The organism is Paractinoplanes pyxinae, from assembly GCF_026626335.1.
Taxonomy (GTDB): domain Bacteria; phylum Actinomycetota; class Actinomycetes; order Mycobacteriales; family Micromonosporaceae; genus Actinoplanes; species Actinoplanes pyxinae.
Map to the genome: position 1 here is coordinate 321,434 of NZ_JAPNTZ010000010.1, position 25,152 is coordinate 346,585.

The following is a 25,152-nucleotide window of genomic DNA, read 5'->3' on the forward strand; positions in this document are numbered from 1 at the left end:
TGCGACCTCCAGGGGTGGGGAAGCGGTGGGGGCGCATCGAAGTTTCGCCATCGTTAACTACCGCGGTCAAGGTGCTAATACCTATTAGTGCTGGATATTCCTTGACGGCCGCCGATCGGGTGCCCGACTATCTGTTCACGTTTGTTAATGCGTATTAGCGGCGTAACAGAGGAGACTCCGACGTGCCATCCAGCAACAGGCGGGTGACGCAGCAGGACATCGCCCGGATGACCGGCGTCAGCCAGACGACAGTGTCGATCGTGCTCAACGAGCGCGACGACGCCGCCGTCCGCATCGCGCCGGAGACCCGGGAGAAGGTGCTGCAGGCGATCCGCCGCACCGGCTACGTGGCCGACCCGATCGCCCGCCGCCTGGCCGCCCAGCGCAACCGATTCCTCGGCGTGTTCACCTACGAGCCGGTGTTCCCGGCCGGGCTGGGCGACTTCTACCACCCGTTCCTGGTCGGCATCGAGGAGTGCGCCGAGAGCATCGGCTGCGACCTGCTGCTGTTCACCAGCGCCCCGGTGATCGACGGCCGGCGGCGCATCTTCTCGCAGGACAACCGGCTGCGGCTGGCCGATGGCTGCGTGCTGCTGGGCCGCTGGCTCGACCCGCAGGAGCTGGCCCGGCTGATCGCCGAGGGCCAGCCGTTCGTCAGCGTCGGCCGCCGTGACGACGCCGGCGGGCCGGTGCCGTACGTCGGTGCGGACTACCCGACGGCGACGGCGGCCCAGGTGCGCAAGGCCGTCGAGCTCGGGCACCGCAAGATCGCGTACGTGGGGGAGGGGTCCGGTCCGGAGTCGCACGCCGACCGGTATCGAGGCTTCGTGGCGGCCGTCGCCGAGGCCGGGGTCACGGGTGTGCGCCTGCGATTCACCGAGAACGTCCTCGATGAGCTGCGCAGGCAGGAGTGCACCGCGGTCTTCGTGGAGGAGTTCGCGGACGGCGCCCTGCTCGCGGCCGAGGCCGGGCGGCGGGGGTTGCGCGTACCGGAGGATCTGTCGTTCGTCGCTTTGGGTGACCCGACCCGGCCGGCCAGTACGGATCTGGACTTCACCGGTTATCGCATTCCGCGCCGCGAGATGGGCTGGCAGGCCGTCGAGGTGCTGTCGGCGATCCTGGACGGCACCGGCGGCGAGACTCAACGCCTGCTGCCGTGCGAACCCGTCGAGGGCGCGACCCTGGCGGTGGCCCGTGCGTGAGCTGCAGGCGGACGTGGTCGTGATCGGCGGCGGCCTCGGCGGAGTGGCGGCGGCCCTGGCGGCGTTGCGGGCCGGGCGGTCGGTGCTGCTGACCGAGGAGTACGCGTGGCTCGGCGGCCAGCTGACCAGCCAGGCCGTCCCGCCCGACGAGCACAGCTGGGTCGAGCAGTTCGGCGTCACCCGCAGCTACCGTGCGTTGCGCGACGGAATCCGCGACTACTACCGGTCGCACTTCCCGCTCACCGATCGTGCGCGCCGCACGGCCGCCCTGAACCCGGGGGCCGGTCACGTGAGCCGCCTCTGCTCGGAGCCGCGGGTCGCCGTGGCCGTGATCGAGCAGATGCTCGCGCCGTACCGGGGCTCCGGCCGTCTCACTGTGCTTCAACCCGCCGTACCGGTGAAAGCCGAGACCGACGGCGATCGCGTGACCACCGTGACGGTGCGGCATGAGGGCGAGGACATCGCGCTCACCGGACCGTACATTCTGGACGCCACGGAAACCGGCGCGCTGCTGCCGATGACCGGCACCGAGTACGTGACGGGCGCCGAGTCGAGCGCCGAGACGGGCGAGCCGAGCGCTTCCGCCACCGCCGATCCGGCCAACATGCAGGCGCTCTCGGTCTGCTTCGCGATCGACCACGTCGACGGCGACCACACGATCGACAAGCCCGACTCGTACGGGTTCTGGCGCGAGTACCAGCCGCCCTTCTGGGGTGCGCGCATGCTGTCCTGGCAGACGCCCAACCCCCGTACGCTGGAAATTTCGACCCGCTCGTTCACGCCGAACCCCGACGACGACCCGTGGCTGGTCGAGGCCGACCAGCGGGTCAACCCGGGCGACGGCAACCTCTGGACGTTCCGGCGCATCGCCGCCCGCCGCAACTTCGCCGACGGCTTCTACCCGAGCGACATCTGCCTGGTGAACTGGCCGATGATCGACTATTTCGAGGAACCGTACGTCGACGGGCCCGACCCCGCCGTCGTCGAGCGCGCCGCCCGGGGGCTGTCCCACTCGGTCCTGTACTGGCTGCAGACCGAGGCGCCCCGCCCCGACGGCGGCACGGGCTGGCCGGGCCTGCGGCTCCGCGGTGATGTGACGGGCGGCGCCGATGGGCTCGCGATGGCCCCGTACGTGCGGGAAGGTCGTCGCATCCGGGCCGAGTACACGGTTGTCGAGCAGGATCTGTCGCTGCTCATCCGTGGCGACAAGGGCGCCGTGGCGTACGCGGATTCGGTCGGCGTCGGCATGTACCGCATCGACCTGCACCCCTCGACCGGCGGCGACAACTACATCGACGTCGCCTCGTGCCCGTTCGAGATCCCGCTCGGCGCGCTGATCCCGCAGCGGGTCGAGAACCTGCTGCCCGCCGGCAAGAACATCGGCACCACCCACATCACCAACGGCTCGTACCGGCTGCACCCGGTCGAATGGAACACCGGCGAAGTGGCGGGCGCGCTGGCCGCCTTCTGCCTCGACCGTTCGGTGTCGCCGCGGGCCGTCCGCAACACCCCCGATCTGCTCGCCGAGTTCCAGCACCACCTGAGCGCCGACGGCGTCGAGCTGCGCTGGCCCGACATCAGCGGTTACTGAGAGAGGAACCCCCGATATGAGAAAGACAATCTCCATAGCCGCCACCGTCGCCCTGCTCGGCGCGCTCACCGCGTGCGGGGGAGGGGAAGCGGAATCGAGCGGTCCGGTCACGCTGCGGATGACGACCTGGTCGGCCAATCCGGACCACGTCAAATTGTTCGACGCGATCGCCGCCGACTACAAGACGACCCACCCCGACGTCACCGTGCAGTTCGACGCGCTGCCGTTCGAGAGCTACACGACCACTGTCACCACCCAGATCGCCGGTGGGAACGCGCCCGACATCGCCTGGATTCTCGAGGGCGCGGCACCCGACTTCGTGGCATCCGGCGCGCTGACCCCGCTCGACGAGAGCATCGACGACGCGGCCGACCTCGCGCCCACCGCCACCGCGCTGTGGAAGCAGGACGGCAAGCTGATGGCGTACCCGTTCTCGACGTCGCCGTTCGGCGTTTTCGTCAACACCGACCTGGTCAAGAAGGCCGGTCAGAAACTGCCGGCGGGCGACGAATGGACGTGGGACAACGCGGCCAAGGTGGCCGCGGCGACCGCCTCGAAAACCGGGAAACAAGGCTTGGTCGTACGCGATTTCGACTACAAGGACTGGACGAATCTGGCCACCGTCTTCCGCGGCTGGGGCGCCGAGGCGTGGACCGCCGACGGCAAGACGTGCGGCTTCGACCAGCAACCGATGATCGACGCCATGACCTTCCTGCACAAGGCGATCTTCACCGACAAGGCGCTGCCGGCGCCGGGCGTGGCCGCCGATTTCTTCGCCGGTGAGTCGGCCATGACGATCGCGCAGATCTCGCGGGCGTCGTTGCTGAAGGAGGACGGTTTCGGCTGGGCGCTCGTGCCGCTGCCGGCCGGCCCGTCGGGTGGTTACTCCGTCATCGGGCAGGGCGGGATCGGCGTACTGAAAAAGGGCAAGAACGCCTCGGCGGCGCAGGAGTTCGTCAAGTTCTTCACCAGCCCGGCCAATTCCGAGAAGCTGGCCCAGTTCTTCCCGCCGCCGCGCAAGTCGCAGCTGAACGCGGACACCCTGGCCAAGGCCAATCCGCTGCTCAAGCCCGAGCAATTGCAGGACGTCGTGATCGACGGCATCGAGAATGGTGTGGTGAAGCCGAGTCACGCCGGAAGTGCCGAGATCAATCAGGCCGTACGCTCGGGTCTCGACCCGCTGTGGAAGCCGGACGCCGACGTCGCGGGCGTGCTGAAGGGCGTGTGCGCGGCCATCAACCCGCTGCTCGCCAAATGACCGACGTGCTGGACCGGACCGCCTCGCCGGTCCGGTCCGCACCGGGGCGGCGTCCTTTCTGGACGACGCGGCGGCGGGACCAATTGACCGCGTACGCGTTCATCACGCCCGCCCTGCTCGGTGCGCTCGCCTTCGTTTTCCTGCCGCTGGTGCTCGTCGTCTGGTACAGCCTGCACGAATGGAACGTGCTGGCCGACACGTTCAATTTCGTGGGCGCCGAGAACTACCGCAAGCTGGCCGACGACCCGAATGTGCCGGCCGTGCTGCGGGCCACCGCGTTCTTCAGCATCGGCCTGGTCGTGCTGAATCTGGCGCTGGCCTTGCTGCTGGCCGTCCTGCTCAACCAGAAGCTGCGCGGCACGACGTTCTTCCGGGTGCTGTTCTTCTCGCCGGTCGTCGTCTCGTTGCTGGCCTGGACGATTGTCTGGGGCTTCCTGCTGCAGGACAACGGCGGCCTCAACGGTCTGCTCGACGCGATCGGCATCGACGGCCCGAACTGGCTGCGCTCGGGCGGAACGGCGATGGCCTCGGTCGTCATCGTGCAGGTTTTCAAGAACGTGGGCCTCAACATGGTGCTTTTCCTGGCCGCGTTGCAGGGCGTACCGCAGGAGCTTTATGAGGCCGCGCGAACCGACGGCGCCGGCCCGTGGACCATTTTCCGCCGCATCACGCTGCCGCTGATCAGCCCGACCATTCTGCTCACGTCGATCATCACGGTGGTCGGCTCGCTGCAGGTCTTCGCACAGATCAGCGTGCTCACCCAGGGCGGCCCGGGCACGTCGACGACCGTTCTCGTCTACTACCTCTATCAGCAGGCGTTCCAATTCCACGCCTTCGGCTACGGCGCCACGCTCTCGGTGGTGCTCTTCCTCATCGTCCTGGCGTTGACCGTTCTGCAGTGGCAGATGCGCAAGAGGTGGGTCTTCCATGAGCATTAGAACCAAAGTCTTCCTGTACGGGGTTCTGCTCGTCCTTTGCGTGCCGTTCGTCTTCCCCACGTGGTGGATGATCACCAGCTCGTTCAAGCCGAACGCCGAGATCTTCTCGCCGTCGCTGTGGCCGTCGTCGTGGAGCTTCGAACCGTGGCGTCAGGTCTTCACGATGCAGCCGTTCGCCCAGCAGTACTTCAACAGCGCGTACATCGCCGTGGTGGTCACGCTCGGCACTTTGGTCGTCGCCTCGATGGCCGGCTACGCCTTCGCCCGCATCCGTTTCCGCGGCCAGAACGTGCTCTTCCTGCTGGTGCTCACCGGCCTGCTCATCCCGAGCGAGGTGACGATCGTGCCGCTGTTCCGCATCTTCAACAGCCTCGGCCTGGTCGACACCCACTGGCCGCTCATCCTGGTGCCGATGCTGGGCCCGCCGAGCGTGCTGGCCACCTTCATCATGCGGCAGTTCTTCATCACCCTGCCCGGCGAACTGGAAGAGGCCGCCCGCATGGACGGCCTGGGCCGCCCAGCCATCTTCCGCCGAATCGCGCTGCCGCTGGCCCGGCCAGCCCTGGGCGCCGTCGCCATCTTCACGTTCCTGCACAGCTGGAACCTCTACCTGGAGCCGGTCGTCTACATCTCGACCCGCACCAAATACACGCTGCCGCAGGCCCTGACCCAGTTCACCGACGCCTACCAGGGCCAGCTGTGGAACGTGCAGCTGTCGGCCGCCTCGATGACCGCCATCCCCGTCCTGATCGTCTTCGTGCTGGCCCAGCGCCAGTTCATCGAGGGCCTGGCCCACACCGGCCTCAAAGGCTGACGCGGTCCGCCTCGGTCATCCGGCTCGTCGCGTCATGCCGCCTCGAAGCAGTTCGTTGAAGCGGTAGCTGTGTTCGGTGAGCGATTGAGGACCAGGGTTGACCACTTGTTCGTCAGGTCCTCGAACGCCGATCGCGACAGGCAGCCGCGGGCGGAGACGTCACGCATCACCGCCGCTGCTGATCCGCAGGTGCAGGTGTGGACTCCGGCGCCCGGTCGCCGAGCAGTTGGTCGGTGCCGGCGCCCCGGCAGATCGGGTGTAGGCAGCCACGGACGGCGATGAGTCACAGCGGTCGGGTTCGCCGTCCGGGCGATAGGCCGCGACCACGCCCCGATCCACCCGGCTCTGCCCCCGACGGCTGACGTCGCCTTTCTGGTCGACGCCGACCACAAGCGCCTGCAGCCCGGCGAGGTTCTGGCGCTCGTCACCTTGGTCGATGTCGTCGGACCGGCCGGTGCGGCGGCGGGTGGAGCGGTCGGGGCGGTCGGCCTCGACGACTGTGAGGCCGTAGTCGGTGAGGGAACGGAGCGGGCACGGCCCGGCGACGCTTGCGCAGCGGGATGCCACGAACGGGCAACGGCCGGGTCGATGACTGCCATCCCCCTCTTGATCGTGTTCGTGCGGCCCAGCGGCAGCCATCGAGTGCCTGGCCCACACCGGCCTCAAAGGCTCAGTTGCTTCCGCCGGCCCACCCGCCGCGCGAGAGCGAGCACGGGCCCGTCGATCAGCAGGACCAGCAGCGGCCAGTAGCCGGCGCCCGGGACGGCCAGCGCGAGCACGAAGGCCAGCGACAGCCCCGCGGCGTTGCCGATCAGCTGTTCGAGGCCGGGCCGGTCGCGGGCCGGATCGGCCCGGTGCAGCGCGAAGGCCAGCCACACCAGCGTGAGGCTGGAGGCCAGCAGCACACCGGTGTAGAGCGAGATCACCACCGGCTCGTCGCCGTACTCGCCGACCATCTCGGCGGCGAAGGGCAGGACCACCACGCACAGCAACCACAGCGAGTTGATCCGCACGACGCGGTTGTCGATCGACTTGACCCGGTCGAACAGCCGGTGGTGCACCGTCCAGATGCGCCAGATGACGAAGAAGCTGAGCAGGAAGCTGCCGATCGGCACGACGTTGTGCGTGACGACGTCGAGCGGGTGGCGGCCGCGCGCGGCCAAGGGGCAGGCCTTCACCCGGGACGACCTGGCGGCCACCGCGGTCGCGCTGGCCGACCGGGACGGGCTCGACGTCGTGTCGATGCGCCGGGTCGCCGCCGAGCTGGGCATCACGGCGATGTCGCTCTACTGGTACGTCGACACCAAGGAGCAGCTGGTCGAGCTGATGGTCGACCGGATCTTCGCCGAGCAGCGCGCCCCCGTGGGCGACGACTGGCGGTCCCGGCTGCGGTCGATCGGCCAGGACACGCTGGCCATGTACCGGGCCCACCCGTGGTTCATCCAGGCGCTCGGCCGCCCGAGCACCCTGCCCGGCCCGGGGCAGCTGCGGTCAACCCGGCGGCCGGGGTGCTGACCCCGTACGCCGGGCACCCGGAGATCGACCGCTACCTGCGCGACACCCTGCTGGGCAACGGCCTGGACCACCTTCGATCGCTGGCCGGCCTGCGGCACCAGTTCACCGAGGACCGCTTCGCCAGCGGTCTCGAGGTCGTCCTCGACGGACTCGAAACTCGCATGGCCGGCCGGACCTGAAGCTTTACGCTCGGCGGCGTGGTGTGGAAGGTGCGGGCGTACGAGCCGGGCGATGAGCGGTCCTGGCTGCGATGCCGGGTTCTGGGGTTCCTCGATACGGCGTACTTCGATGACGTCTGGACCGCGAAGCCGTCGGCGAGTGGGCCGGACCTGGTGGCGGTGGACGGGGACGGGACGGTCGCCGGGATTCTGACGACGAGTGTTCGGCCGGGTGCGGCCACTGTCGACACCGTGGTGGTGCATCCGGACTTCCGGCGGCAGGGGATCGGGCGGGCGCTGCTCGATGCCGTGGTCGCTCCTCTGCGCGCGGGTGGCGTGGCCGAACTTGACGCCTGGACGCGCGACGACGTGGGCACCTTGGGCTGGTATCGCGGCATGGGGTTCGCGGAGGACAGCCACTACCTGCACGTTTATGCGAATCGGTACGCCGATGGGGCGGAGCCGGAGCGTGCGGAGCTCAGTGCGCGGCCGGGGCTCAAACTGATGGCCGGGTTCCTGCACGGGACGATGGCCGACGAAGCGTGGGCTCGGGCGAACTTTCGGCGGGTGCATGTGTGCCGGCGGTTCGTGCTACCGCTAACTTCGGGGGATGGCTGAGCCTCGGGTGTTGGTGGTCGGGCTGGATCCGCGGCGGGTGCCGGGGCCGTGGGATCCGGAGCCGGTGGTCGCAGGCATCGAGGCCGGGCGGGCGCGGTTCGCCGAGGCCGGTGTGGCGGCGGAATTCTGCCTGGTCGGGCTGGACGGCAGCGACGACGTCGAGGCCGTGGTGGCGGCGGCGCTCGCGCGGCAGCCGTGGGAAGTGGTGGTGGTCGGCGGCGGCGTCCGCGGCGATGTGCAGCTGTTCGAGCGCGTGATCAACCTGGTGCGGCGGCACGCGGCGGGGGCGGCTATCGCGTTCAATGAGACGCCGACCGACACGTACGAGGCGGCGGTGCGCTGGCTGCGGGGATCACTGCGGGATCTGGTGGCCGGGATCGAGCCGGGGGACGACCTCGAGGCGGCGCATCGCGAGCAGGCGTTGGAGTGGCTGGGGCGGACCGATGACGTGTATCGGCGGGCCAAGCCGGCCACGCCGGATCAGCACCTGGTGTCGTACGTCGTGCCGGTCGATCCGCGCGACGGGGCGATCCTGCTGGTGGATCACGTGAATGCGGGACTCTGGCTGCCACCGGGCGGGCATGTCGAACCGGACGAGGATCCGCTGGTCACGGCTCGGCGCGAGATCGGCGAAGAGCTTGGGCTGGACGGGTCGAGTGTGTCGCCGGAGCCGGTGTTCATCACCGTGACGCGTACGGTCGGGACGGACTCGGGGCACACCGACGTGAGCCTCTGGTATGTGCTGCCGTGTTTCAAGGAGCAGCCGCTGGTGGTGGACGAGGGCGAGTTCCACCGGGTGCGTTGGTGGTCGCGGGACGACCTGGCGGCGGCCGACCCGGGCCGGTTCGACCCGCACTTCTTCCGCTTCCTCACAAAGTTGGCAGCCGGAAATGCCTGATGGCAAGGTCGGCGACCGCCTGCGGTGACAGCGTCGTGTTGTCGATCCGGAGGTGGTCGTCGCGGCCGTCGAACTCAGTCGTCGAGTTGAGCTTGTAGTCGGCGTCGGCCCGCAGCAGCAGCTCGCGGGAGCGGTCGAGGTCGCGTTTCGACGGTTTCTCGGCCAGGCGGTCGGGGCCCAGGTTGCGGTCGAGGCGAGCAGCCTGGGCCGCCTTCAGCTCCAGGTAGCGCACGCGGGCGTTGCGCCGCAGGAACGGCTCGGCGTAACCCGCCACGGCTTGCGCATCGCCCGGATGGTCGAAGGCCCACACGTACGTGAAAACCAAGCCGGGCAGATCGCTGGCCGCGACTTCCTCCAGGACGCCCGTACGGAAGCTTTCGACGAGGCGGTGAAAGGCGGGAGTTCCGAAATCGAAGAAGCGCAGGACCGGTTCGATCGTCAAGTGATTGTGGAAGACGCGGTAGCCGGTGCGGGCGGCTACGGCCTGGCCGACCGTCATCTTGCCGACGGCCGGCGGTCCGATGATGAAGAGCAGGTCGGCCATGCGGTCAGAAGGTGGCGATCGGGTTGACCGGGCTGCCGGACGTGCCGGCCAGGCGGACCGGCGCGACGGCGAGCTGGAAGTCCCACTGGCCGAGCTCGGTCGCCGTGGCCGCGCACGCCTCGAGGTCGCAGTTGTCGAGCAGCCACAGACCCATCGCGACGAGGCTGACGGCGTGGATCGGCATCAGCACGTCGTCGAACCCGGACGGCTGAACGTCCTGCGGGGTGTCGGCACCGATCAGGGCGACGCCACGTTCGTGCAGCCAGGGCAGGCAGGACGCGTGCCAGCCGGCCTGCTCGACACCGCTGTGCGGCCCCGCCTCATGCCTGGAAAGGCCTTGGCCCGTACGCAGCAGAACCGCATCGCCGGACCGGACCCGCACACCTTGGCGACGCTCGGCCGCCTCGAGATCTTCCGGGAAAACGCCCTGCCCCGGCTCGAGCCACGGCACATCACGAACCGCGGCCACGTCGAGCAGAACACCTCGCGTGACGATCCCGTCGGCCGCCGCCGTGACAGCCGCCCACGCCGAACCCGTCTCGGTATCGACCAGCGAATGCGACCGGCCGTTGTACATGTGGCCGTCCCAGAACAGGTGGCACGGCGAATCGAGGTGGGTGATCGTGTTGCCGTGGAACAGCATGCCGAGCCGCTCGTTCGAGAAACCCCAGCGCCGGTCGGCGTAAAAGCGCTCCGGCATGTTCTCGGCGCCCGGCATGTCGGCCGCGCACGGGCAACTCGTCGTCGACCGCTCCATCTCTTGCGGGGCGGCGACCTCCCACGCGCACGACACGCTGCGGCCGTGCCGGACGGCCCGCGCCGCGGCCAGGCGGACCTCGTCGGTGATCAGGTTCAGGGTGCCGAGCTCGTCGTCGTCGCCCCACCGGCCCCAGTTCGACAGCTTGTCGAAGTACCCGAGCAGGTCGGCCGTTTCGGTCATGACGCACGATAACCCGTCGTCAGCTCAGGGCGCGGTACAGCAGCAACAGGCCGATGGCCGTGCCGAAGGTGACGATCACCGCCCGGAGCACGTGCGACGGCATGCGGCGGGCCAGCTTCGCTCCGGCATAGCCGCCGACCACCGTGGCCGGCGCCAGGATCAGCACGGCCAGCCAGTTGACCGGCGCGAAGACGGCGAAGATGAGCAGGGTGACCAGGCCGACGGCGGCCGACAGCACGTTCTTCAGGGCGTTGATGCGGTTGAGCGGCTCGTCGAGGATCAGGGCGAGGGCGGCCACGTACATGACGCCGAGCGCGGCCCCGAAATACCCGCCGTAGATTGCCCCGACAAAGACCACCGCCTGCAGGGAGAGGAAAGCGCGGCGCGGTGACATGTGGCGGGGGTGACCGACCAGACCGCGCAGCCGCTCCTGGAAGGCGAGCGTGGCGGCGGCGCCGAGCACCAGGAAAGGCACGATCAGTTCGAACGCGCGGGCCGGGGTGAGCAGCAGCAGGGCACAGCCGGCGGCGGAACCGAGAACGCTGGTGGGCAGGATCCGGACCAGGCGGGCGCGCTGATCGCTGAGGTCGGCCCGACTGCCGGCCACGCTCGACACGTACCCGGGAAAGACCGAGATCGAGTTGGTGACGTTGGCCGCCACCGACGGCAGGCCGGTGGCGATCAGGCTCGGGAAAGTGATCAGCGAGCCACCGCCGGCGATCGCGTTCATGCCCCCGGCGGCCAGGCCGGCCACCACCAACAGGGCGACGTGTGGGAGATCCATGGTGAGGTCCAAACTACGGCCCCGTACGATGGAAGGCGCGACGGACGAGTCGGCCAGGCGGTCGCGTCGGCGCCCCCAGGGGTGCCGCCGAGGAACGTCCGGACTCCGCAGAGCAGGGTGGTTGTTAACGGCAACCCGGGGCGACCCGCGGGACAGTGCCACAGAGAACAGACCGCCGGCCCTAGGGCCGGTAAGGGTGAAACGGTGAGGTAAGAGCTCACCAGCACCCCGGGCGACCGGGGTGGCTAGGTAAACCCCACCCGGAGCAAGGCCAAGCAAGGCCACAGCCGCAAGGTCGTGGCCGGCGCAAGCGTTCGAGGGCGGCTCGCCCGAGCTTGCGGGTAGGCCGCAAGAGCCGAGCCGGCAACGGCCGGCCGAGATGGATGACCGCCCATGGCGACCTCCGGTCGCCAGGACAGAATCCGGCGTACAGGCTGACTCGTCCGTCGCCCACCTGGTCATGGTGGTCGTTGTGGGCTTGACAATCCTGACGCCTGAGTGGCGGTCGCCGAGCAGCACAATGAGGACGACCCGAAAGACGCCGAGATGGTTGGCGAGTACGGCGACGAGCCGGTGGTGATCTCGCTCTACACCGGGGTGCTGCTGGCCTCCAGCCTCACGCTGGTGTGGCTGGCTTTCGCGCTGCACCGGGCCGATCCGGCCCGCGACCGGCCCGGCCTCGAACAGCTGATCGGCAACGCCGCGGGGCTGTCGCTGGCCTTCGTGCTCGTCCTCGCACGTCGGATGACCAGCGCGACGCGCCGGAGGACCGCGGCGGACCGCGTCAGCCCGTGAAACTGGTCGGCGTCGGCCACTTGGCACCCCGAAGCGGCGCGACACGGCCTCGGGCGCGTCACCGCGGTCCGTATGCGCCGCCCGTAGGCAAGCCGAAAACCGAGATCGTGCACTGCCTCGAGCGCTACATTCCTCGGGAAGTCCTCATCCTGCTCAGCGCGCCGGGAGCGAGTTGTGACGATCAAGAAGACCGGTGGGGTGTGGCGCGGTGACAGCCTCGATGACCTCACCGCATACCTCCGTGAGTACCGGGCCGGCGGCTACCCCGTCCAGCACGTCAAGGAAGTCACCTGCCGCCAGTGTCAGCAAGGTTCCTTCCGCGTTCTCGTGGACGACGAGCAGGGTTGCGCACTGACGATCTGCCTCGGCTGCGGGACGACGGAGCCCCTCGCCGACAGCAGTGATCAACTGGACGGCGCCGAACTCGGCGAGTGCGCCTGTCCCTGCGGAGGCGAGACGTTCGCCGTCGCGGTCGGCTTCGCCATGACCACCGACGACGAGGTCCGGTGGATCAGCGTGGGCCTGCGCTGCCTCACCGACGGCACTCTTGGCGTCTACAGCGACTGGAAGATCGACTACGCGCCCACCGCGCACCTGCTCGCCGGCGGGTGATCCGACAGAAAGGGCCGACTCGTCCGTCGCCGTCCTATGCAAGTAGGGCCTGGAGGTGTGGGAGCCGGTCGAGCAGGTCGGGGAGGCCGCGCACGCCGTTGCGGGCGATGTCGTGGGACAGGGCCAGCTCGGGGCCGGTGGACTGCTCGACACCGGCGAGGCAGCGGAGGATGTTCCACCGGACGTGGCTGAGCCGGCCGCCGATCAGGTACACGAACCAGCTCGGGCCGGGTGGGGGTAGTGCTCCACCGGCGGCTTCGTAGCCGTCGAGGACCGTACGGAAAATGGCGGGTCGGATGTCGTCGAAGCCGGGGCCTTTGGCCAGGCTCAGCGCGGTCGAACCGAGTTCGCCGGACAGGTCGAGCAGGCCAGAGAGTTCCCAGTCGAGTAGCACCGGGCGGCCCTCTCGGGCGAGCAGGTTCCACGGCTGGATGTCGCGGTGGGTCAGCACGACCGGGCCCGGCCGCTCGCAGGTGTCGACGAAGTGGGCGATCGCCAGGAACGTCTCGACCTGGGCGGTGAGTTCGGCGGCCCACGGCTGGCCGGTCGCCGTGGCCCGCTCGGCCAGCTCGGGCCAGTCGCGTGCCACCGGTTCCTCGACCGCTTCTTCGGTCCACGGGACGTCGAGTGCGTGGAGGCGCGCCAGGATCTCGCCGATCTCGAAGGCGTACGCCGGAGGCACTGGCGCTTCTGGGATCTTCTCGCCCTCGGCCCACCGATGAACCAGCATGTCGTCACTCGCCGAGATCGGCTCGGGCATCGGGATGCCGGCTTCGAAGGCCGCCCGCTCGAACCGGAACACCGCCTCGGCGTCATAGGCCGAGCGGCGGTCGAGGACGTTCAGCTCCTTCACGGCGAACGACCCCTGATCGGTGTCGAGCCGGTACATCCGGTTGGCGTACCCGCCGCCGATCCGGATCATCGGGCCGAGGGGAGTGCCGAGCCGCGAGAGATCCACTTCAGGGCCGTGGCCTCGAGGTGACCACCTCGGTGTCGGGGTCGTGGGGGATGGAGGTGCTGACGAGGATGTCGGCTCTGTCCCAGGGGCGGTCGTCGAGGAGGAACGGGACCTCTTCGGCCTCCCATTCGTCCCAGTTCTGCAGGGCGCCGGCTTCCGTTCGGCCCTCGGTGGCTATGTCTCGGCGGATGCCTCTGGCTTTCGCCTCTTCGTAGTCGGACTGGACCCAGATGGCTACGTCGACGTGGGGGGCCAGGGAACGGCGGGAGACTCCGACGCCCTCGATGATCAGCGTTGTGGTGCCGGCGGGGACAACGATGTGGCCTTCGCGGCCCAGGCGTTCCCAGGCCGGCAGGCGGTAGCGCACCGGGTCGCCGCGCCGGAAGGGCGTCAGGATGCCGTCGAGCATCAGGTCGTCCCAGCCGAAGCGGGAATGGTTCCAGGCCACGTCGTCGGAATGCACCACGGTTGCCTGCTCCAGCAGAGAGGCCAAGCGGGCGGCCAGGACCGTCTTGCCGCTTCCGCCGCGGCCGTCGACGGCGATGACCCGGGCCCCGGCCAGCGAGCGGGCGAACGCGTCGAGCGGATCGACCGTCCAGGGGCCGCCCTCCGGTTCGCCGGGCCCGAGGTTCATGCCAAGTCGGCCGGGTTCGTGTTGGCGCCGCACAGCAGCACGACGACCCGCTCGCCCTCGGCCGGCACGTAGGCGCCCGACGTCAGGGCGGCGTAGGCGGCGGCCGTGCCGTGCTCGACGGCCAGGCGGTAGTCGTCCCACAGACGGCGGCGGGCGTCCACGATGGCCTGATCGTCGACCAGCACCGACGGCGTCCGATGAGCGACTGCCATCTCGTACGCGATCCGGCCCACGCGCCGGGCGCCGAGCGAATCGGCCGCGACGCCCGACACCGGGACGTCGACCGGTTCGCCCGCGGCCAGCGCCGAGTGCAGGGCCGACGCCGTCACCGGCTCGACCGCGACCACGCGCACCGCCGGTTCCAGCGCGGCGATGACCCCGGCGATCAGGCCGCCCCCGCCCACCGCGACCAGCACGGTGTCGAAGCCGGACGGGATCTGGTCGAGCAGTTCCAGGCCCAGCGTCCCGTTGCCGGCGACCATGTTCGGGTCGTCGTAGGCGTGGCAGAAGAGCGCGCCGGAATCCCGTGCCGCGACGACGGCGGCGGCGTAGGCCTCGGCGTACTCGTTGCCGACCTGCACCACCCGGGCGCCCAGCTTGCCCAGCTTGGCGACCTTCACGGCCGGCGCTGTCACCGGAACAAAAACTTCGGCCGGTACGCCCAACTCGCGCGCCGCGTAGGCCGCGGCCAGCCCGGCGTTGCCACCCGAGGCGGCGACGATGCCCGCCACCGGCACGGCCGGAGCGGCCAGGATCTGGTTGACCATGCCGCGCGTCTTGAACGAGCCCGCGTGCTGCACCTGCTCGAGCTTGAACCAGAGGTTGTCGTCCGCCTGCATGACCGGCGTCCGGCGCACCCGGCCCTCCAGGCGGGAAGACGCCGCCCGTACCGCAGAAGTCTCGATAATCATCGCCTTGAACTCTAGGCGATGCTCCAGCTCATGCGCCGCGACGTCATGGGAGCGGGGGTGCGTTCACCGACCAGACGGGCGAGGTCGAGTAATCGGTTCGAGAAGCCCCACTCGTTGTCGAACCAGCCGCGCACCTTGACCCCGCCGTCGGCCGTGGTCTGCGTGCCGGACGGGTCGAACAGGCACGACGCCGGGTTGTTCTTGACGTCGATCGAGACGGTGGGGTCGGGGTCGTACGCCAGCACTCGGCGCAGCGGGCCGGCGGCGGCCTCGGCCATGGCCCGGTTGACCTCTTCGACGCTGACCGGGCGGTCGGTCGTGCCGGAGAGTTCGGCCAGCGAGCCGATCGGGGTGGGCACGCAGTAGTAGCTGTAGCGCATCTCGCCGATCTCGGGCAGCGCCACCCGCACCAGGTCACCGACCACGTAGTTGTGCGGAATGATGCTCTCGCCGGTGGCCCGGCCCAGGCGCGGGTCCTCGCGCGAGGTGCCGATCACCGAGTCCTGCGCCTTCTGCCAGCCCTGGGTGGCCAGCACCACCGACGTGTTCACGCTGTGCAACCCGAACCGGTCGAGCAGCACCTTGGCCATGACGGTCAGCGCGTTCACGCCGCACGAGCCGGGGGAGACGACGTCGTGCTGCTCCGGGTCGTACGTGGTGTGGTTGGCCCCGAACATCAGGAACGCGTCCGGCTCGTCGGCCGACGCGCTGATCACGACCTTGCGGGCGCCGCCGTGGGTGATGTGCGTGCGGGCCAGCGTGCCGGCCCGGAACCGGCCGGTGGCCTCGACCACGACGTCCACCCCGGCGTCGGCCCACGGAATGCGTTCGGGCCGTTCATGGTGGAACGCGCGGATGGCATGGTCATTGACCACCAAATGATCGGCGCGGGCCGTGACGGTGCCCGGAAATGCGCCGCGAATGCTGTCGCGGCGCAGCCCGTAGGCCATTTTCTCGGTCGAGGCGAGGTCGTTGACGGCGGCAATGGATACGCCGAGATCGGGTGACGCGGCGACTATGCGCGCCAGGCTGCGGCCGATCCGCCCGAATCCGTTGATGCCGATCGTGACACTCATCGAACGTTCTCCTCGGCCGATCCGACGCTGCTCCCGCGCGCCCGGGTCACCAGACACCCGGGGTTACATCCCCGACACTATGAGTCGTGCAACTTGCACGTCAACGCACGGAGCGTCACACCTGTCCATGATCGACGGTCGGCTCCGGTATCCACGATCGTCTTCGTGCCGGTCCACCTGCTGCTTTTCGCCCGGCCGCGGACAACGGGGTCTGCGCCTTTCGGACGAGGTCTGCGTAAATCGGCCAGTGAGGATTCGTGTGAAACAATTCATCCCCCTCGGGCGCGTTTTCCGGGAATCGATCAATGGCTGGCCGCAATCACCCGAGTGAGTGCCCCGTGCAACGACTCCAGTTCCTCGATTGGCATACCCAATCGGGCGACGATCGCGGGCGGGATCTTTTCGGCTTCGGCCCGCAGGGCGCGCCCCCGGTCGGTCAGGGTCACCGCGAGGCTGCGCTCGTCGCCGGGGTCGCGCTGGCGGTCGACGTACCCGATGGCCTCGAGTCTCTTGAGCAGCGGCGAGAGGGTGCCCGGGTCGAGCTGGAGCAGCCGGCTGAGATCACGGACGGACAGCGGCGCGTTCTGCCAGAGGGCGAGCATCACCAGGTACTGCGGGTGGGTCAGGCCCATCGGCTCGAGCAGCGGGCGGTAGAGCGCCACCACGCTGCGTGAGGCCACCGACAGGGCGAAGCACACCTGGCGCTCCAGTTCGAGGGGGTCATCGGCCATCCCTTCAGCGTAGCGATTAGTTGGTGCCCCAACGATCCACGGTGAGGACCGCGCCGAGCAGAGTGAGCAGGATCCCGGTGAACCACAGCATGGAGGTCGTCGCGGCCACGTACTGACCGGCCAGGCCCAGCCCCAGCACCGGCCCGACGAGGCCGAGGTACGCGATGAGGAACAGCCCGGCCAGGCTTTCGCCGCGCTGGTGGGCCGGGGCGCCGGCCGCGATCGTGCCGACCGCCGACTTGAACAGGATGCCCGCTCCGGCCCCGGCGATCGCGCCGCCGATCAGGAACAGCGGGAGCGACGCGGCCTCCATGCCCGTGGCCAGGACGATCAGACCCGCCGCCTGCGCGGCCAGACCGCTGACGAACCGGGTGCGCGGGGTGAGCCGTCCGCTCAGGGCCTGGCTGGCGGCGCCCGCGCCGAAGACGACGAACACGGTCACGCCGGCCAGCAGGCGGCTCGGGTAGTGCAGGGCGCCGGCCACGAAGCTGGGCGCGAGCGAGGTGAACAGCCCGAACACGGCGAACGCGGCGAAGGCCGAGGCGGTGGCGACCAGCACGGTGCGCTTGTGACCGGCGATCCGCACGCCCTGAGGCCGGTACCTCGGCCGGACGGCGGGCGCGGTCACCGTCTCGGGCGCGGCCGCGACGGCGACGACGCTGAGCGCCAGCAGGAACAAGAAGACGACGTACGGCGTACGCAGGGGAGAGGTGACGAACTGGGCCAGCGCGCCCGCGACCAGCGTGCCGGCGCCAAGCCCGCCCAGGTTGGCGGCCGACGACACCACCCCGAACCGCGTCCCGGCTGCTTCGGGCCGGTGTGCCTTGTGCAGTTCCAGCAGGTACGCCGTGGCGGTCGCGGTGAGCATGCCGACGCCCAGCCCGGTCAGGAACCGGGCGACGATCAGCCCCGGCAGCGCCGTCCAGGTGAGGAACAGCACGCCCGCCAGGAGTTCCAGCCCGAGCGAGGCCTGCAGGACGCGGTGGCGCCCGGTCCAGTCGGAGACGTGCCCGGCGAGCAGCAGGCTGGTGATCACCCCGATCGCGTACACGGCGAAGACCACGGTGACGGTGAACGCGGAGAAGCCGTCCGCGCGCTGGTAGAGCGGGTAGAGCGGGGTCGGCACGGTCGAGAAGGCGAGCGCGACGAGATAGACGGCGGCGATCAGCCAGAAGCCACGGCCGTGGCGCGGCGAGCCGATTTGCTTCTCCGGAGCCCGGAGCGGGGTCAAGACGGTCATGGCTTGAGAGTGCGTCGCCCGATCATCAACACCAACGATGATCGATGCTGACTACAATCACGAATCGTGCTGGAACTGCGCCACTTCGAGTACTTCGTCGCCGTCGCCGAGGAACGCAACTTCACCCGGGCCGCGGCCCGCCTGCACGTCGTCCAGTCCGGCGTCTCGGCGGTGATCAAGGCGATGGAACGCGAGCTGGGCGCCCGCCTGCTCGACCGCACCTCCAAGCGGGTCGAGCTGACCGACGCCGGTCAGGCGCTGCTGCCGCGGGCACGGGCCGCGCTGGACGCCGTCCGCGAGGCCCGGGACGCGGTCGACGAGGTGCGCGGCGGCCTGCGGGGAACGGTGCGCATCGGCACGCTGACCTCGGTCGGCCTGATCGACGTGCCGGCCCTGCTGGGCGCCTTCCACCGCGAGCACCCGAACGTCGGCCTGCGGCTGCACGTCTCGCCGCGCGGCTCGGTGGGTCTGCTCGACTGGCTCGCCGACGGCACGCTCGACCTGGCCATCGTCTCGGCCCCGGGCCGCCCGCCGGCCGGCATCCGGGTGCGGCCGGTCGGCGCCCGGCGGCTCGAACTGGTGCTGCCCGCGGGACATCGGCTGGCCGACCTGGCCGAGGTGCGGGTGGCCGACCTGGCCGGCGAGCCGTTCGTCGACTTCCCGGCCGGCTACGGCAACCGCACGGTGATCGACAAGGCGTTCGCCGACGCCGGGGTGCAGCGGCACGTCGCGATCGAGGTCACCGACATCGCGACCGGCGCGAGCTTCGTGCGGGAAGGCCTCGGGGTGGCCATCCTGCCCCCGTTCGTGGTGCCCGACGACCGTACGGGCCTGGTGATCCGGGACGTGGCCGGCGCCGACCTGGAATGGCCCCTCGGGCTGGCCGTGTCCGCCCTGCGCAGGCCGAGCGCCGCGGCCCGGGCCCTTCTCGCCCTCATCGACGAAAAGGTCGGTTAGCCCGAAACGGTCCCATGACTGCTTTTCGTCCGTAAAGCTGCAAGAGTGACAGAGCAACAACCGGCCGAGTCGGTGCTGCGGTTCCGGCGCTTCGCGCTGGCCGTCTGCGTGATCGGCGTGCTCGTCCAGCTCGGCCTGACCGCGTACTACCTCGGCATGGGACACAAGGCGCAACCCCGCGACGTGCCGGTGGGCCTGGTCTCGGCCGCGGACGACCGGGCCCAGGTGGCGGGCCTGCTCACCCAGCGGGGCTATTTCAAGGTCACCGACTACGCGACGGCGGACGACCTCGAGATCGCCATCAAACGCCGCGACGTGTACGGCGGGGTCGACATCACCGGCACCCAGCCGCACCTCTATGTGGCCTCGGCCGCCGGTCCGGCCGCGGCCAACCTGTTGCGCACCACCTTCACCACTGTCGTGCAGCAGCAGACGGCCGCGACGCTGGCCCAGCTGGCCAAGTCGGCCGAGCGCATCGCCGTCTCGCGGGCCCAGCAGCTCAACTCGCCGCCGCCGATCACCGACGTGGTGCCGCTGCCCGACGACGACGTCAACGGCGTCTCGCTCGGCTTCCTCAGCCAGGCCCTCGCGCTCGGCGGAACAGTGGCTTCGATGGGGCTCGGCCGTCTCATCCCGCGCACCCGTCGCTCCTGGCGCCGCGGCATCGCGCATGTGAGTACGTTGATCGTCTACGCGGTGGCCTCGGCCGCCGTGGTGCTGTGGTCGATGGGCTGGTTCGGCGTGGGCGTCACCGCCGACCGGGGCGAGATGCTGGCCATCTTCTCGCTGATCTCGCTGGCCATCACGGCGTCCACGGCCGGCGCGGTGGCGATCTTCGGTGCGCCCGGCGCGGTGATCGGCGCGTTGTACTTCACGCTCGGCACTGTCATCTCGGGAGCCAGCATCCTGCCCGAGTTCCTGCCCGCCTTCGGGCGCGTGCTCGGCGGGAATCTGCCCACGGGGGCCGGGGTCCAAGCCGTACGGGACAATTTGTACTTTCCCGCCGCCGAGATCAGCCACCATCTGATCGTGCTGGGCCTGTACGCCGGCATCGGCGCCGCGGTCGTGCTGATCACCAACATGCTGCCCAACCGCCGCAACCAGACCTCCGAGGTCGAACTCGACCTGGCCCACCGCCTCGAGGGCGCGGAACGACGAGAACCTGTGAACCTTCTGTAGCCACTCAGGTTTCCGCGCGGGTGCCGAACAGGAGTTCGTGGGAATCGAGAGAGTGGGCTCGCGGATCGCGGACATCCAGAGCCGCATGATCGCGCTGCAGACGCAACAAGCCGGCCGCAACGTGCAGCAGCAGCCGGCCACATCGGCCTCGGGCGCCGAGGGCGGCACCTTCGCGAACGCGCTGGAGAACGCGGTCGCGCAGACTTCCACCGCCAATAAGTCCTACTCGCTGAACAGCAAGGGCATCCCGACCGAACTGGCCTCGTACGGCAACGGGCGCATCCCGGCGGCCGCGCTCGAGCAGGTGGGCACCACCCGGCACAAGCTGTGGGCGCCGGCCGCCGAGTCGCTGAACCGGATGATCGCCGATGCCAAGCGCGAAGGCGTGCACATCGGCATCACCGACTCCTACCGCCCGTACGCCGAACAGGTCGATCTGGCCCGGCGCAAGGGCCTCTACTCCCAGGGCGGGCTGGCGGCCAAGCCCGGCACCAGCGAGCACGGCTGGGGCATGGCCACCGACCTCGACCTGAACTCCAAGGCGCAGACGTGGATGCGGGCGAACGCCGAGAAGTACGGCTTCTCCGAGAACGTCCCGCGCGAGCCCTGGCACTGGGAGTTCAAGCCCAAGTCCGCCTAGACCCTGGCCACGATCTCCCCGTGCAGCAGTGACATCCAGCCGTCCGGGTCGGCGGCCCACTGCTGCCAGGCGGCCGAGATGCGGGTCAGGTCGTCGCGGGTGGCGGCGCCGGTGCGCTCGGCCGTGTCCGCCATCTGCGACTTCAGGATCCGGTCGGCCCACATGCCGCCCCACCACTGACGATCGGCCGGGGTCGCGAAGCACCACGTGCTCGACGTCGCCGTCACGTCGGTCAGCCCGGCCGCGTGGGCCCAGGCCAGCAGCCGGCGCCCGGCGTCGGGCTCGCCGCCGTTGCCCCGGGCCACCCGCTGATACAGGTCGAGCCACTCGTCGAGCGCGGGCAGTTGCGGATACCAGGTGAAGGCCGCGTAGTCGCTGTCGCGGACACCGATGATGCCGCCCGGCCTGGTGACGCGGCGCATCTCGCGCAAGGCGGCCACCGGGTCGCCGACGTGCTGCAGCACCTGATGGGCGTGCACAACGTCGAACGTGTCGTCGGCGAAGTCGAGGCGGTGCACGTCGCCGACGGCGAAGTCGACGTTGGTGAGCCCGCGCCGGGCGATCTCGGCCCGGGCCAGGTTCAGCGCGTCCTCCGTCACCTCCAGGGCGGTCACCCGGGCCGGGGTGACGAGGCTCGCGAAGTCGCCGGTGATCGTGCCGGGACCGCAGCCGATGTCGAGCACCGTCACGCCGGAGGAAAGATGCGGCAGCAGGTACTCCGCCGAATTCTCTGCGGTGCGCCAGCGGTGTGAGCGCAAGACCGATTCGTGATGACCGTGGGTGTACGTCGCCATGTCCCCGACGCTATGCCCGCCGTCCCCTAATGTGGGACAACTTTCTCGTCATGTGGAACACGGACGAGTAACTGATTTCTCCGTACGCAGATCAAGCCGTACTTTTGTCGCCATGAGGATCGGCATTGTGGGCGCGACGGGACAGGTGGGCGGCGTCATGCGGCGCATCCTGGCCGAGCGCGAGTTTCCGTTGGGTCAGCTCCGTCTCTTCGCGTCCGCCCGCAGCGCGGGCCGCACCCTGCCGTGGGGTGACAGCGAAGTGACGGTCGAGGACGCGTCGACCGCCGACTACAGCGGCCTCGACATCGTCCTGTTCTCGGCCGGCAAGGGCAGCTCCAAAGAACTGGCCCCGCGGGTGGCCGAGGCCGGCGCCGTGGTCATCGACAACTCCTCGGCCTGGCGCATGGACCCCGAGGTGCCGCTGGTCGTCAGCGAGGTCAACCCGGACGCCGTGCACAACCGGCCCAAGGGCATCATCGCCAACCCCAACTGCACCACCATGGCCGCCATGCCGGTGCTGCGCCCGCTGCACGACGAGGCCGGGCTGGTCGCGCTGGTCGCCACCACCTACCAGGCCGTCAGCGGGGCCGGGCTGGCCGGCGTGAGCGAGCTCGACGAACAGGTGAAGAAGGTCGCCGACCGCGCCACCGAGCTGACCCACGACGGGTCCGCCGTGGAGTTCCCGGCCCCCCGCTCGTTCGCCCGGCCGATCGCGTTCAACGTGCTGCCGCTGGCCGGCTCGATCGTCGACGACGGCCGCGACGAGACCGACGAGGAGCAGAAGCTGCGCAACGAGAGCCGCAAAATTCTCGATCTGCCGTCGCTGCTCGTCTCCGGCACCTGCGTACGGGTCCCGGTCTTCACCGGCCACTCGCTGCAGATCAACGCCCGCTTCGCCCGCCCGATCACCCCGGCCCGGGCCCGCGAGCTGCTGGCGAACGCGCCCGGCGTCGAGCTGTCCGACGTGCCGACCCCGCTCCAGGCGGCCGGTCGCGATCCGTCCTACGTGGGCCGCATCCGCGCCGACGAGACGGTCGACAACGGTCTGGCGCTGTTCGTCTCGAACGACAATCTGCGCAAGGGTGCGGCGCTCAACGCCGTCCAGGTGGCCGAGCTGGTGGCCGCCTCGCTCTGACCTCACGCGCGTACCGCGAAACCGCCCCGGCTGTCCGGCCGGGGCGGTTTTTGTTGCCCTCGCCTCATCCTCCAATGTGGAAATCTAGGACTTTTTGCCCGAATCGGTGGCGGATGGTCGGTTTGAGGTGCAGAGTGATTGCATGAGCGACAGTGGGTCCGGCGGCGGCTACTTCTGGTGCCTCCGCCACCATCGAGTCGAGAGCGGCGACGACATCTGTCCTGCTCAATACCGACTTGGCCCCTACGCCACGGCCGACGAAGCTTCGCATGCCCTCGAGACGGTCGAGAAGCGCAACGCGGACTGGGACGCCGAGGATGCCCGCTGGAACGGGGAGGTCAGCTGACCGGGGCGCCGGCTTCCTGAGTCCACGCCGCCTCCAGCTTCGCAATCGATCGTTCTCTTACCGAACGTCGCAGTCTCCGTGCGGAGACGAGCCCGCAGCCATTCGCGCAGTCATTCGCAAGGAGGAAACACCCAGATGGCCGCTGCCAAAAAGGCCCCTCGTTTCGCCACCACGGCGGACAAAAACCGCATTTCGCGTACGGGGTCAAGCCAGTCCACGAAGTCGTCGGCGTCCGCCAAGTCGGCCGTGCCCGCCAAGTCGGCCGCGCCCGCCCGGTCGGCCGCGCCCGCCCGCAAGACAGCCACCACGGCGCGGGCCACCGCGGCCCGGCCCGCCGCGGCCAAGCCCGCCGCCGGCCGCGCCGCCGCGGCTAAGTCCACCGCTTCTCGGACCACGACGGCCGCTGCTCGGCCCGCCGCTTCTCGATCCGCCGCGGCCAAGCCCGCCGCCGCGCGGGCGACCGGTGCTCGGGCCGCCGCTGCTCGGCCCGCCGCTTCCCGAGCCGCCGCCAAGCCGACCGCGAAGCGACCCGTGACCCCGCGGCGCACCGCCGCCGCCTCCGAGCCCGGTCCGGCCACGACGACGGCGACCATCGCCGCGCCCAAGAAGAGCGTGACCAAGAAGACCGCGGCCACCAAGGCGGCGCCGAAGAAGACGACGACCAAGACGGCAGCGACCAAGGCTGGTGCGATGACGACTGCGAGCAAGAAGACCTCGGCCGCGAAGAAGGCGACCTCCGCGGCCAAGGCCGCCACCGCGTCCGGCGCGGCCGCCGCGCGCAACACGACGGCCGCGGCCAACAAGGCGGCTGCCACCAGCTCCAAGGCCGGCTACAACCGCAGCTCCACGGCGGCGGCCAACAAGGCGGCGGCGTCCAGCGCGAAGTCGGGCACGGGCCGGGCCACGGCGTCGGCCGACCGCACGTCGGCGGCGTCGGCCAACCGGGCCGCGGCCACGTCGGCCAAGGGCGCCAAGTCGACGGCGGCGGCCAAGAAGGCGACCGCGTCGAAGGCCGGAGCGGCGTCGAAAGGCGCGGCAGCTTCGAAGTCCGCGGCGGCGTCGAAGGCGGCACCGGCCAAGGCCGCCGCCAAGAAGACGGCCGCCAAGGCGACCGCGACCAAGACGGCTGCGACGAAGGCGACGGCGACCAAGGCGACGGCGGCCAAGAAGACCGCGACCAAGGCGACCGCGAGCAAGACGGCCGCGAAGGCGACGGCGACCAAGGCGACGGCCGCGAAGAAGACCGCGACCAAGGCCACCGCGGCCAAGAAGACGGCGGCGAAGAGCACCGCGGCCAAGTCGGCCCCGGCGAAGAAGGCGCCCGCCACCAAGGTCGCCGCCAAGAAGGCCCCGGCCAAGAAGGCGTCGACGGCCAAGGCGGCCCCCGCGAAGAAGGCGACGGCGACCACGGCCCGCAAGGCCGCGCCCACCAAGTCGCTCGGCCGCACGGCGGTCGAGGGCGCCGCGGCCACCCGCCCGGCCGGCGGCTCGCGCGCGGCGAGCGGCTCCCGCTCGGCGGTGGCGAAGGTGGCCGGCCTGAGTCCGGTCGCGTCCCGCGGTGGCAACAAGCCCGCGGCCACGCCGACGGCCAAGCGCAGCACGGCCAACGAGGCCGGGGCGACCCGCAGCCGGGCCACCCGCACGGCCAACGCCCCGCGGGCCGGCGCCACCGCGAAGAACTCGTCGACCAACGCGGCGCGGGTCAAGCGGGCCGGCTCGGCCGCCGCCGCCCGCCAGGCCGCGCTGGGCAACACCCCGGCCGCGGACATGATGGACGCCGCCCCCGCCCCGGCCCGCAAGACGGCCGCTCGCCGCAGCCGCTGAACCAGCACCGCACGTCGAGGGGTCGCGCCGTCCGGCGCGGCCCTTCGCGCTTTCCTGCCG

General features: G+C 70.2%; 29 protein-coding genes and 1 other RNA gene. 18 read left to right on the forward strand and 12 right to left on the reverse strand.

The window, feature by feature from the left end:
• Window positions 1-203: 203 nt before the first annotated feature.
• From OWR29_RS28715 to OWR29_RS28735, 5 genes are read left to right on the forward strand one after another with little or no spacing between them, the layout of a single operon-like run.
• Window positions 204-1,202, forward strand: a complete 999-nt coding sequence (locus OWR29_RS28715; RefSeq protein WP_267566381.1) for a LacI family DNA-binding transcriptional regulator — start codon at window positions 204-206, stop codon at window positions 1,200-1,202.
• A complete protein-coding gene (locus OWR29_RS28720) occupies window positions 1,195-2,793 on the forward strand; it encodes an FAD-dependent oxidoreductase (protein ID WP_267566382.1) in 1,599 nt (532 codons plus the stop codon). Before OWR29_RS28715 ends, OWR29_RS28720 begins: the two co-directional genes overlap by 8 nt.
• A 16-nt stretch (window positions 2,794-2,809) precedes the next feature.
• Window positions 2,810-4,051, forward strand: a complete 1,242-nt coding sequence (locus tag OWR29_RS28725; protein ID WP_267566383.1) for an ABC transporter substrate-binding protein — start codon at window positions 2,810-2,812, stop codon at window positions 4,049-4,051.
• Window positions 4,048-4,989, forward strand: a complete 942-nt coding sequence (locus OWR29_RS28730; RefSeq protein WP_267566384.1) for a carbohydrate ABC transporter permease — start codon at window positions 4,048-4,050, stop codon at window positions 4,987-4,989. The genes OWR29_RS28725 and OWR29_RS28730 overlap by 4 nt, the downstream gene beginning before the upstream one ends.
• On the forward strand, window positions 4,979-5,803 hold the full coding sequence (locus tag OWR29_RS28735; RefSeq protein WP_267566385.1) for a carbohydrate ABC transporter permease: 825 nt from the start codon (window positions 4,979-4,981) through the stop codon (window positions 5,801-5,803). Before OWR29_RS28730 ends, OWR29_RS28735 begins: the two co-directional genes overlap by 11 nt.
• A gap of 159 nt (window positions 5,804-5,962) precedes the next feature.
• On the opposite strand, the gene OWR29_RS28740 is transcribed toward OWR29_RS28735, so the two are convergent.
• A complete protein-coding gene (locus tag OWR29_RS28740; protein ID WP_267566386.1) occupies window positions 5,963-6,370 on the reverse strand; it encodes a hypothetical protein in 408 nt (135 codons plus the stop codon).
• Between the two features lie 95 nt (window positions 6,371-6,465).
• On the reverse strand, window positions 6,466-6,918 hold the full coding sequence (locus OWR29_RS28745) for a TMEM175 family protein (protein ID WP_267566387.1): 453 nt from the start codon (window positions 6,916-6,918) through the stop codon (window positions 6,466-6,468).
• Here OWR29_RS28745 and OWR29_RS28750 point away from each other — a divergent pair.
• The 4 genes from OWR29_RS28750 to OWR29_RS48325 are packed head-to-tail and all read left to right on the forward strand — an operon-like array spanning window position 6,881 to window position 8,992.
• Window positions 6,881-7,318: a TetR/AcrR family transcriptional regulator gene (locus tag OWR29_RS28750; RefSeq protein WP_267566388.1), complete on the forward strand. Its 438-nt coding sequence runs from the start codon at window positions 6,881-6,883 to the stop codon at window positions 7,316-7,318. The genes OWR29_RS28745 and OWR29_RS28750 overlap by 38 nt on opposite strands.
• Complete coding sequence (locus OWR29_RS28755; protein WP_267566389.1) at window positions 7,312-7,497, forward strand: hypothetical protein; 186 nt, start codon at window positions 7,312-7,314, stop codon at window positions 7,495-7,497. Before OWR29_RS28750 ends, OWR29_RS28755 begins: the two co-directional genes overlap by 7 nt.
• 30 nt (window positions 7,498-7,527) lie before the next feature.
• Window positions 7,528-8,094 carry a GNAT family N-acetyltransferase gene (locus OWR29_RS28760; protein WP_267566390.1) on the forward strand — a complete coding sequence of 189 codons (567 nt, stop codon included), beginning with the start codon at window positions 7,528-7,530 and terminating at the stop codon, window positions 8,092-8,094.
• Window positions 8,087-8,992: an NUDIX hydrolase gene (locus OWR29_RS48325; protein ID WP_267566391.1), complete on the forward strand. Its 906-nt coding sequence runs from the start codon at window positions 8,087-8,089 to the stop codon at window positions 8,990-8,992. The genes OWR29_RS28760 and OWR29_RS48325 overlap by 8 nt, the downstream gene beginning before the upstream one ends.
• Here OWR29_RS48325 and OWR29_RS28770 read toward each other — a convergent pair.
• The 3 genes from OWR29_RS28770 to OWR29_RS28780 are packed head-to-tail and all read right to left on the reverse strand — an operon-like array spanning window position 8,964 to window position 11,260.
• On the reverse strand, window positions 8,964-9,536 hold the full coding sequence (locus OWR29_RS28770; RefSeq protein ID WP_267566392.1) for a DEAD/DEAH box helicase family protein: 573 nt from the start codon (window positions 9,534-9,536) through the stop codon (window positions 8,964-8,966). The genes OWR29_RS48325 and OWR29_RS28770 overlap by 29 nt on opposite strands.
• A 4-nt stretch (window positions 9,537-9,540) precedes the next feature.
• Window positions 9,541-10,476, reverse strand: coding sequence for a cyclase family protein (locus tag OWR29_RS28775; RefSeq protein ID WP_267566393.1), 936 nt, complete (start codon window positions 10,474-10,476; stop codon window positions 9,541-9,543).
• A gap of 19 nt (window positions 10,477-10,495) precedes the next feature.
• On the reverse strand, window positions 10,496-11,260 hold the full coding sequence (locus tag OWR29_RS28780; RefSeq protein WP_267566394.1) for a sulfite exporter TauE/SafE family protein: 765 nt from the start codon (window positions 11,258-11,260) through the stop codon (window positions 10,496-10,498).
• Window positions 11,261-11,305: 45 nt separating this feature from the next.
• Here OWR29_RS28780 and rnpB point away from each other — a divergent pair.
• The 3 genes from rnpB to OWR29_RS28795 all read left to right on the forward strand — a co-directional run bounded on the left by rnpB (window position 11,306) and on the right by OWR29_RS28795 (window position 12,667).
• Window positions 11,306-11,706: RNase P RNA component class A (gene rnpB, locus OWR29_RS28785), an RNA gene on the forward strand.
• A 52-nt stretch (window positions 11,707-11,758) separates the two neighbouring features.
• Complete coding sequence (locus tag OWR29_RS28790) at window positions 11,759-12,055, forward strand: hypothetical protein (protein ID WP_267566395.1); 297 nt, start codon at window positions 11,759-11,761, stop codon at window positions 12,053-12,055.
• A 174-nt stretch (window positions 12,056-12,229) separates the two neighbouring features.
• Complete coding sequence (locus OWR29_RS28795; RefSeq protein ID WP_267566396.1) at window positions 12,230-12,667, forward strand: hypothetical protein; 438 nt, start codon at window positions 12,230-12,232, stop codon at window positions 12,665-12,667.
• Between the two features lie 34 nt (window positions 12,668-12,701).
• Here OWR29_RS28795 and OWR29_RS28800 read toward each other — a convergent pair whose 3' ends face one another.
• The 6 genes from OWR29_RS28800 to OWR29_RS28825 form a co-directional block, all read right to left on the reverse strand.
• Window positions 12,702-13,625 carry a phosphotransferase family protein gene (locus OWR29_RS28800; protein WP_267566397.1) on the reverse strand — a complete coding sequence of 308 codons (924 nt, stop codon included), beginning with the start codon at window positions 13,623-13,625 and terminating at the stop codon, window positions 12,702-12,704.
• A gap of 1 nt (window position 13,626) precedes the next feature.
• The gene (locus OWR29_RS28805; RefSeq protein WP_267566398.1) at window positions 13,627-14,259 is read right to left on the reverse strand and encodes a uridine kinase family protein; all 633 of its coding nucleotides are present in this window, start codon (window positions 14,257-14,259) and stop codon (window positions 13,627-13,629) included.
• Window positions 14,256-15,170, reverse strand: coding sequence for a threonine/serine dehydratase (locus OWR29_RS28810; protein WP_438872667.1), 915 nt, complete (start codon window positions 15,168-15,170; stop codon window positions 14,256-14,258). Before OWR29_RS28810 ends, OWR29_RS28805 begins: the two co-directional genes overlap by 4 nt.
• A gap of 11 nt (window positions 15,171-15,181) precedes the next feature.
• Window positions 15,182-16,246, reverse strand: coding sequence for a type I glyceraldehyde-3-phosphate dehydrogenase (locus tag OWR29_RS28815; protein ID WP_267566399.1), 1,065 nt, complete (start codon window positions 16,244-16,246; stop codon window positions 15,182-15,184).
• A 302-nt stretch (window positions 16,247-16,548) separates the two neighbouring features.
• Complete coding sequence (locus tag OWR29_RS28820) at window positions 16,549-16,977, reverse strand: MarR family winged helix-turn-helix transcriptional regulator (protein ID WP_267566400.1); 429 nt, start codon at window positions 16,975-16,977, stop codon at window positions 16,549-16,551.
• 16 nt (window positions 16,978-16,993) lie between these two features.
• Window positions 16,994-18,217 carry an MFS transporter gene (locus OWR29_RS28825; protein WP_267566401.1) on the reverse strand — a complete coding sequence of 408 codons (1,224 nt, stop codon included), beginning with the start codon at window positions 18,215-18,217 and terminating at the stop codon, window positions 16,994-16,996.
• Window positions 18,218-18,283: 66 nt separating this feature from the next.
• Here OWR29_RS28825 and OWR29_RS28830 point away from each other — a divergent pair, with 66 nt between their 5' ends.
• The 3 genes from OWR29_RS28830 to OWR29_RS28840 are packed head-to-tail and all read left to right on the forward strand — an operon-like array spanning window position 18,284 to window position 20,993.
• A complete protein-coding gene (locus OWR29_RS28830) occupies window positions 18,284-19,174 on the forward strand; it encodes a LysR family transcriptional regulator (RefSeq protein WP_267566402.1) in 891 nt (296 codons plus the stop codon).
• A gap of 45 nt (window positions 19,175-19,219) precedes the next feature.
• Entirely contained in the window at window positions 19,220-20,353 is a 1,134-nt protein-coding gene (locus OWR29_RS28835) for an ABC transporter permease (protein WP_267566403.1), read from the forward strand.
• A gap of 37 nt (window positions 20,354-20,390) precedes the next feature.
• Window positions 20,391-20,993 (forward strand): M15 family metallopeptidase, encoded by a 603-nt coding sequence (locus OWR29_RS28840; RefSeq protein ID WP_267566404.1) that lies wholly within the window; start codon window positions 20,391-20,393, stop codon window positions 20,991-20,993.
• Here the strand turns inward: OWR29_RS28840 and OWR29_RS28845 are convergent.
• Complete coding sequence (locus tag OWR29_RS28845) at window positions 20,990-21,787, reverse strand: class I SAM-dependent methyltransferase (protein ID WP_267566405.1); 798 nt, start codon at window positions 21,785-21,787, stop codon at window positions 20,990-20,992. The two genes, OWR29_RS28840 and OWR29_RS28845, sit on opposite strands and share 4 nt — an antisense overlap.
• A 112-nt stretch (window positions 21,788-21,899) precedes the next feature.
• Here OWR29_RS28845 and OWR29_RS28850 point away from each other — a divergent pair, with 112 nt between their 5' ends.
• From OWR29_RS28850 to OWR29_RS28860, 3 genes are all read left to right on the forward strand, one after another.
• On the forward strand, window positions 21,900-22,922 hold the full coding sequence (locus OWR29_RS28850) for an aspartate-semialdehyde dehydrogenase (RefSeq protein ID WP_267566406.1): 1,023 nt from the start codon (window positions 21,900-21,902) through the stop codon (window positions 22,920-22,922).
• Window positions 22,923-23,064: 142 nt separating this feature from the next.
• Window positions 23,065-23,268: a hypothetical protein gene (locus OWR29_RS28855; protein WP_267566407.1), complete on the forward strand. Its 204-nt coding sequence runs from the start codon at window positions 23,065-23,067 to the stop codon at window positions 23,266-23,268.
• A gap of 135 nt (window positions 23,269-23,403) precedes the next feature.
• Window positions 23,404-25,092, forward strand: a complete 1,689-nt coding sequence (locus OWR29_RS28860; RefSeq protein WP_267566408.1) for a hypothetical protein — start codon at window positions 23,404-23,406, stop codon at window positions 25,090-25,092.
• Window positions 25,093-25,152: the final 60 nt, after the last annotated feature.

Excerpts from the sequence above, each read along its gene's own strand:
- OWR29_RS28725 (WP_267566383.1), top strand. The coding sequence starts at position 2,810 with ATGAGAAAGACAATCTCCATAGCCGCCACCGTCGCCCTGCTCGGCGCG.
- OWR29_RS28730 (WP_267566384.1), top strand. The coding sequence starts at position 4,048 with ATGACCGACGTGCTGGACCGGACCGCCTCGCCGGTCCGGTCCGCACCG.
- OWR29_RS28735 (WP_267566385.1), top strand. The coding sequence starts at position 4,979 with ATGAGCATTAGAACCAAAGTCTTCCTGTACGGGGTTCTGCTCGTCCTT.
- OWR29_RS28750 (WP_267566388.1), top strand. The coding sequence starts at position 6,881 with ATGACGAAGAAGCTGAGCAGGAAGCTGCCGATCGGCACGACGTTGTGC.
- OWR29_RS48325 (WP_267566391.1), top strand. The coding sequence starts at position 8,087 with ATGGCTGAGCCTCGGGTGTTGGTGGTCGGGCTGGATCCGCGGCGGGTG.
- OWR29_RS28770 (WP_267566392.1), bottom strand. The coding sequence starts at position 9,536 with ATGGCCGACCTGCTCTTCATCATCGGACCGCCGGCCGTCGGCAAGATG.
- OWR29_RS28775 (WP_267566393.1), bottom strand. The coding sequence starts at position 10,476 with ATGACCGAAACGGCCGACCTGCTCGGGTACTTCGACAAGCTGTCGAAC.
- OWR29_RS28780 (WP_267566394.1), bottom strand. The coding sequence starts at position 11,260 with ATGGATCTCCCACACGTCGCCCTGTTGGTGGTGGCCGGCCTGGCCGCC.
- OWR29_RS28805 (WP_267566398.1), bottom strand. The coding sequence starts at position 14,259 with ATGAACCTCGGGCCCGGCGAACCGGAGGGCGGCCCCTGGACGGTCGAT.
- OWR29_RS28810 (WP_438872667.1), bottom strand. The coding sequence starts at position 15,170 with ATGATTATCGAGACTTCTGCGGTACGGGCGGCGTCTTCCCGCCTGGAG.
- OWR29_RS28815 (WP_267566399.1), bottom strand. The coding sequence starts at position 16,246 with ATGAGTGTCACGATCGGCATCAACGGATTCGGGCGGATCGGCCGCAGC.
- OWR29_RS28820 (WP_267566400.1), bottom strand. The coding sequence starts at position 16,977 with ATGGCCGATGACCCCCTCGAACTGGAGCGCCAGGTGTGCTTCGCCCTG.
- OWR29_RS28825 (WP_267566401.1), bottom strand. The coding sequence starts at position 18,217 with ATGACCGTCTTGACCCCGCTCCGGGCTCCGGAGAAGCAAATCGGCTCG.
- OWR29_RS28845 (WP_267566405.1), bottom strand. The coding sequence starts at position 21,787 with ATGGCGACGTACACCCACGGTCATCACGAATCGGTCTTGCGCTCACAC.
- OWR29_RS28850 (WP_267566406.1), top strand. The coding sequence starts at position 21,900 with ATGAGGATCGGCATTGTGGGCGCGACGGGACAGGTGGGCGGCGTCATG.
- OWR29_RS28855 (WP_267566407.1), top strand. The coding sequence starts at position 23,065 with ATGAGCGACAGTGGGTCCGGCGGCGGCTACTTCTGGTGCCTCCGCCAC.
- OWR29_RS28860 (WP_267566408.1), top strand. The coding sequence starts at position 23,404 with ATGGCCGCTGCCAAAAAGGCCCCTCGTTTCGCCACCACGGCGGACAAA.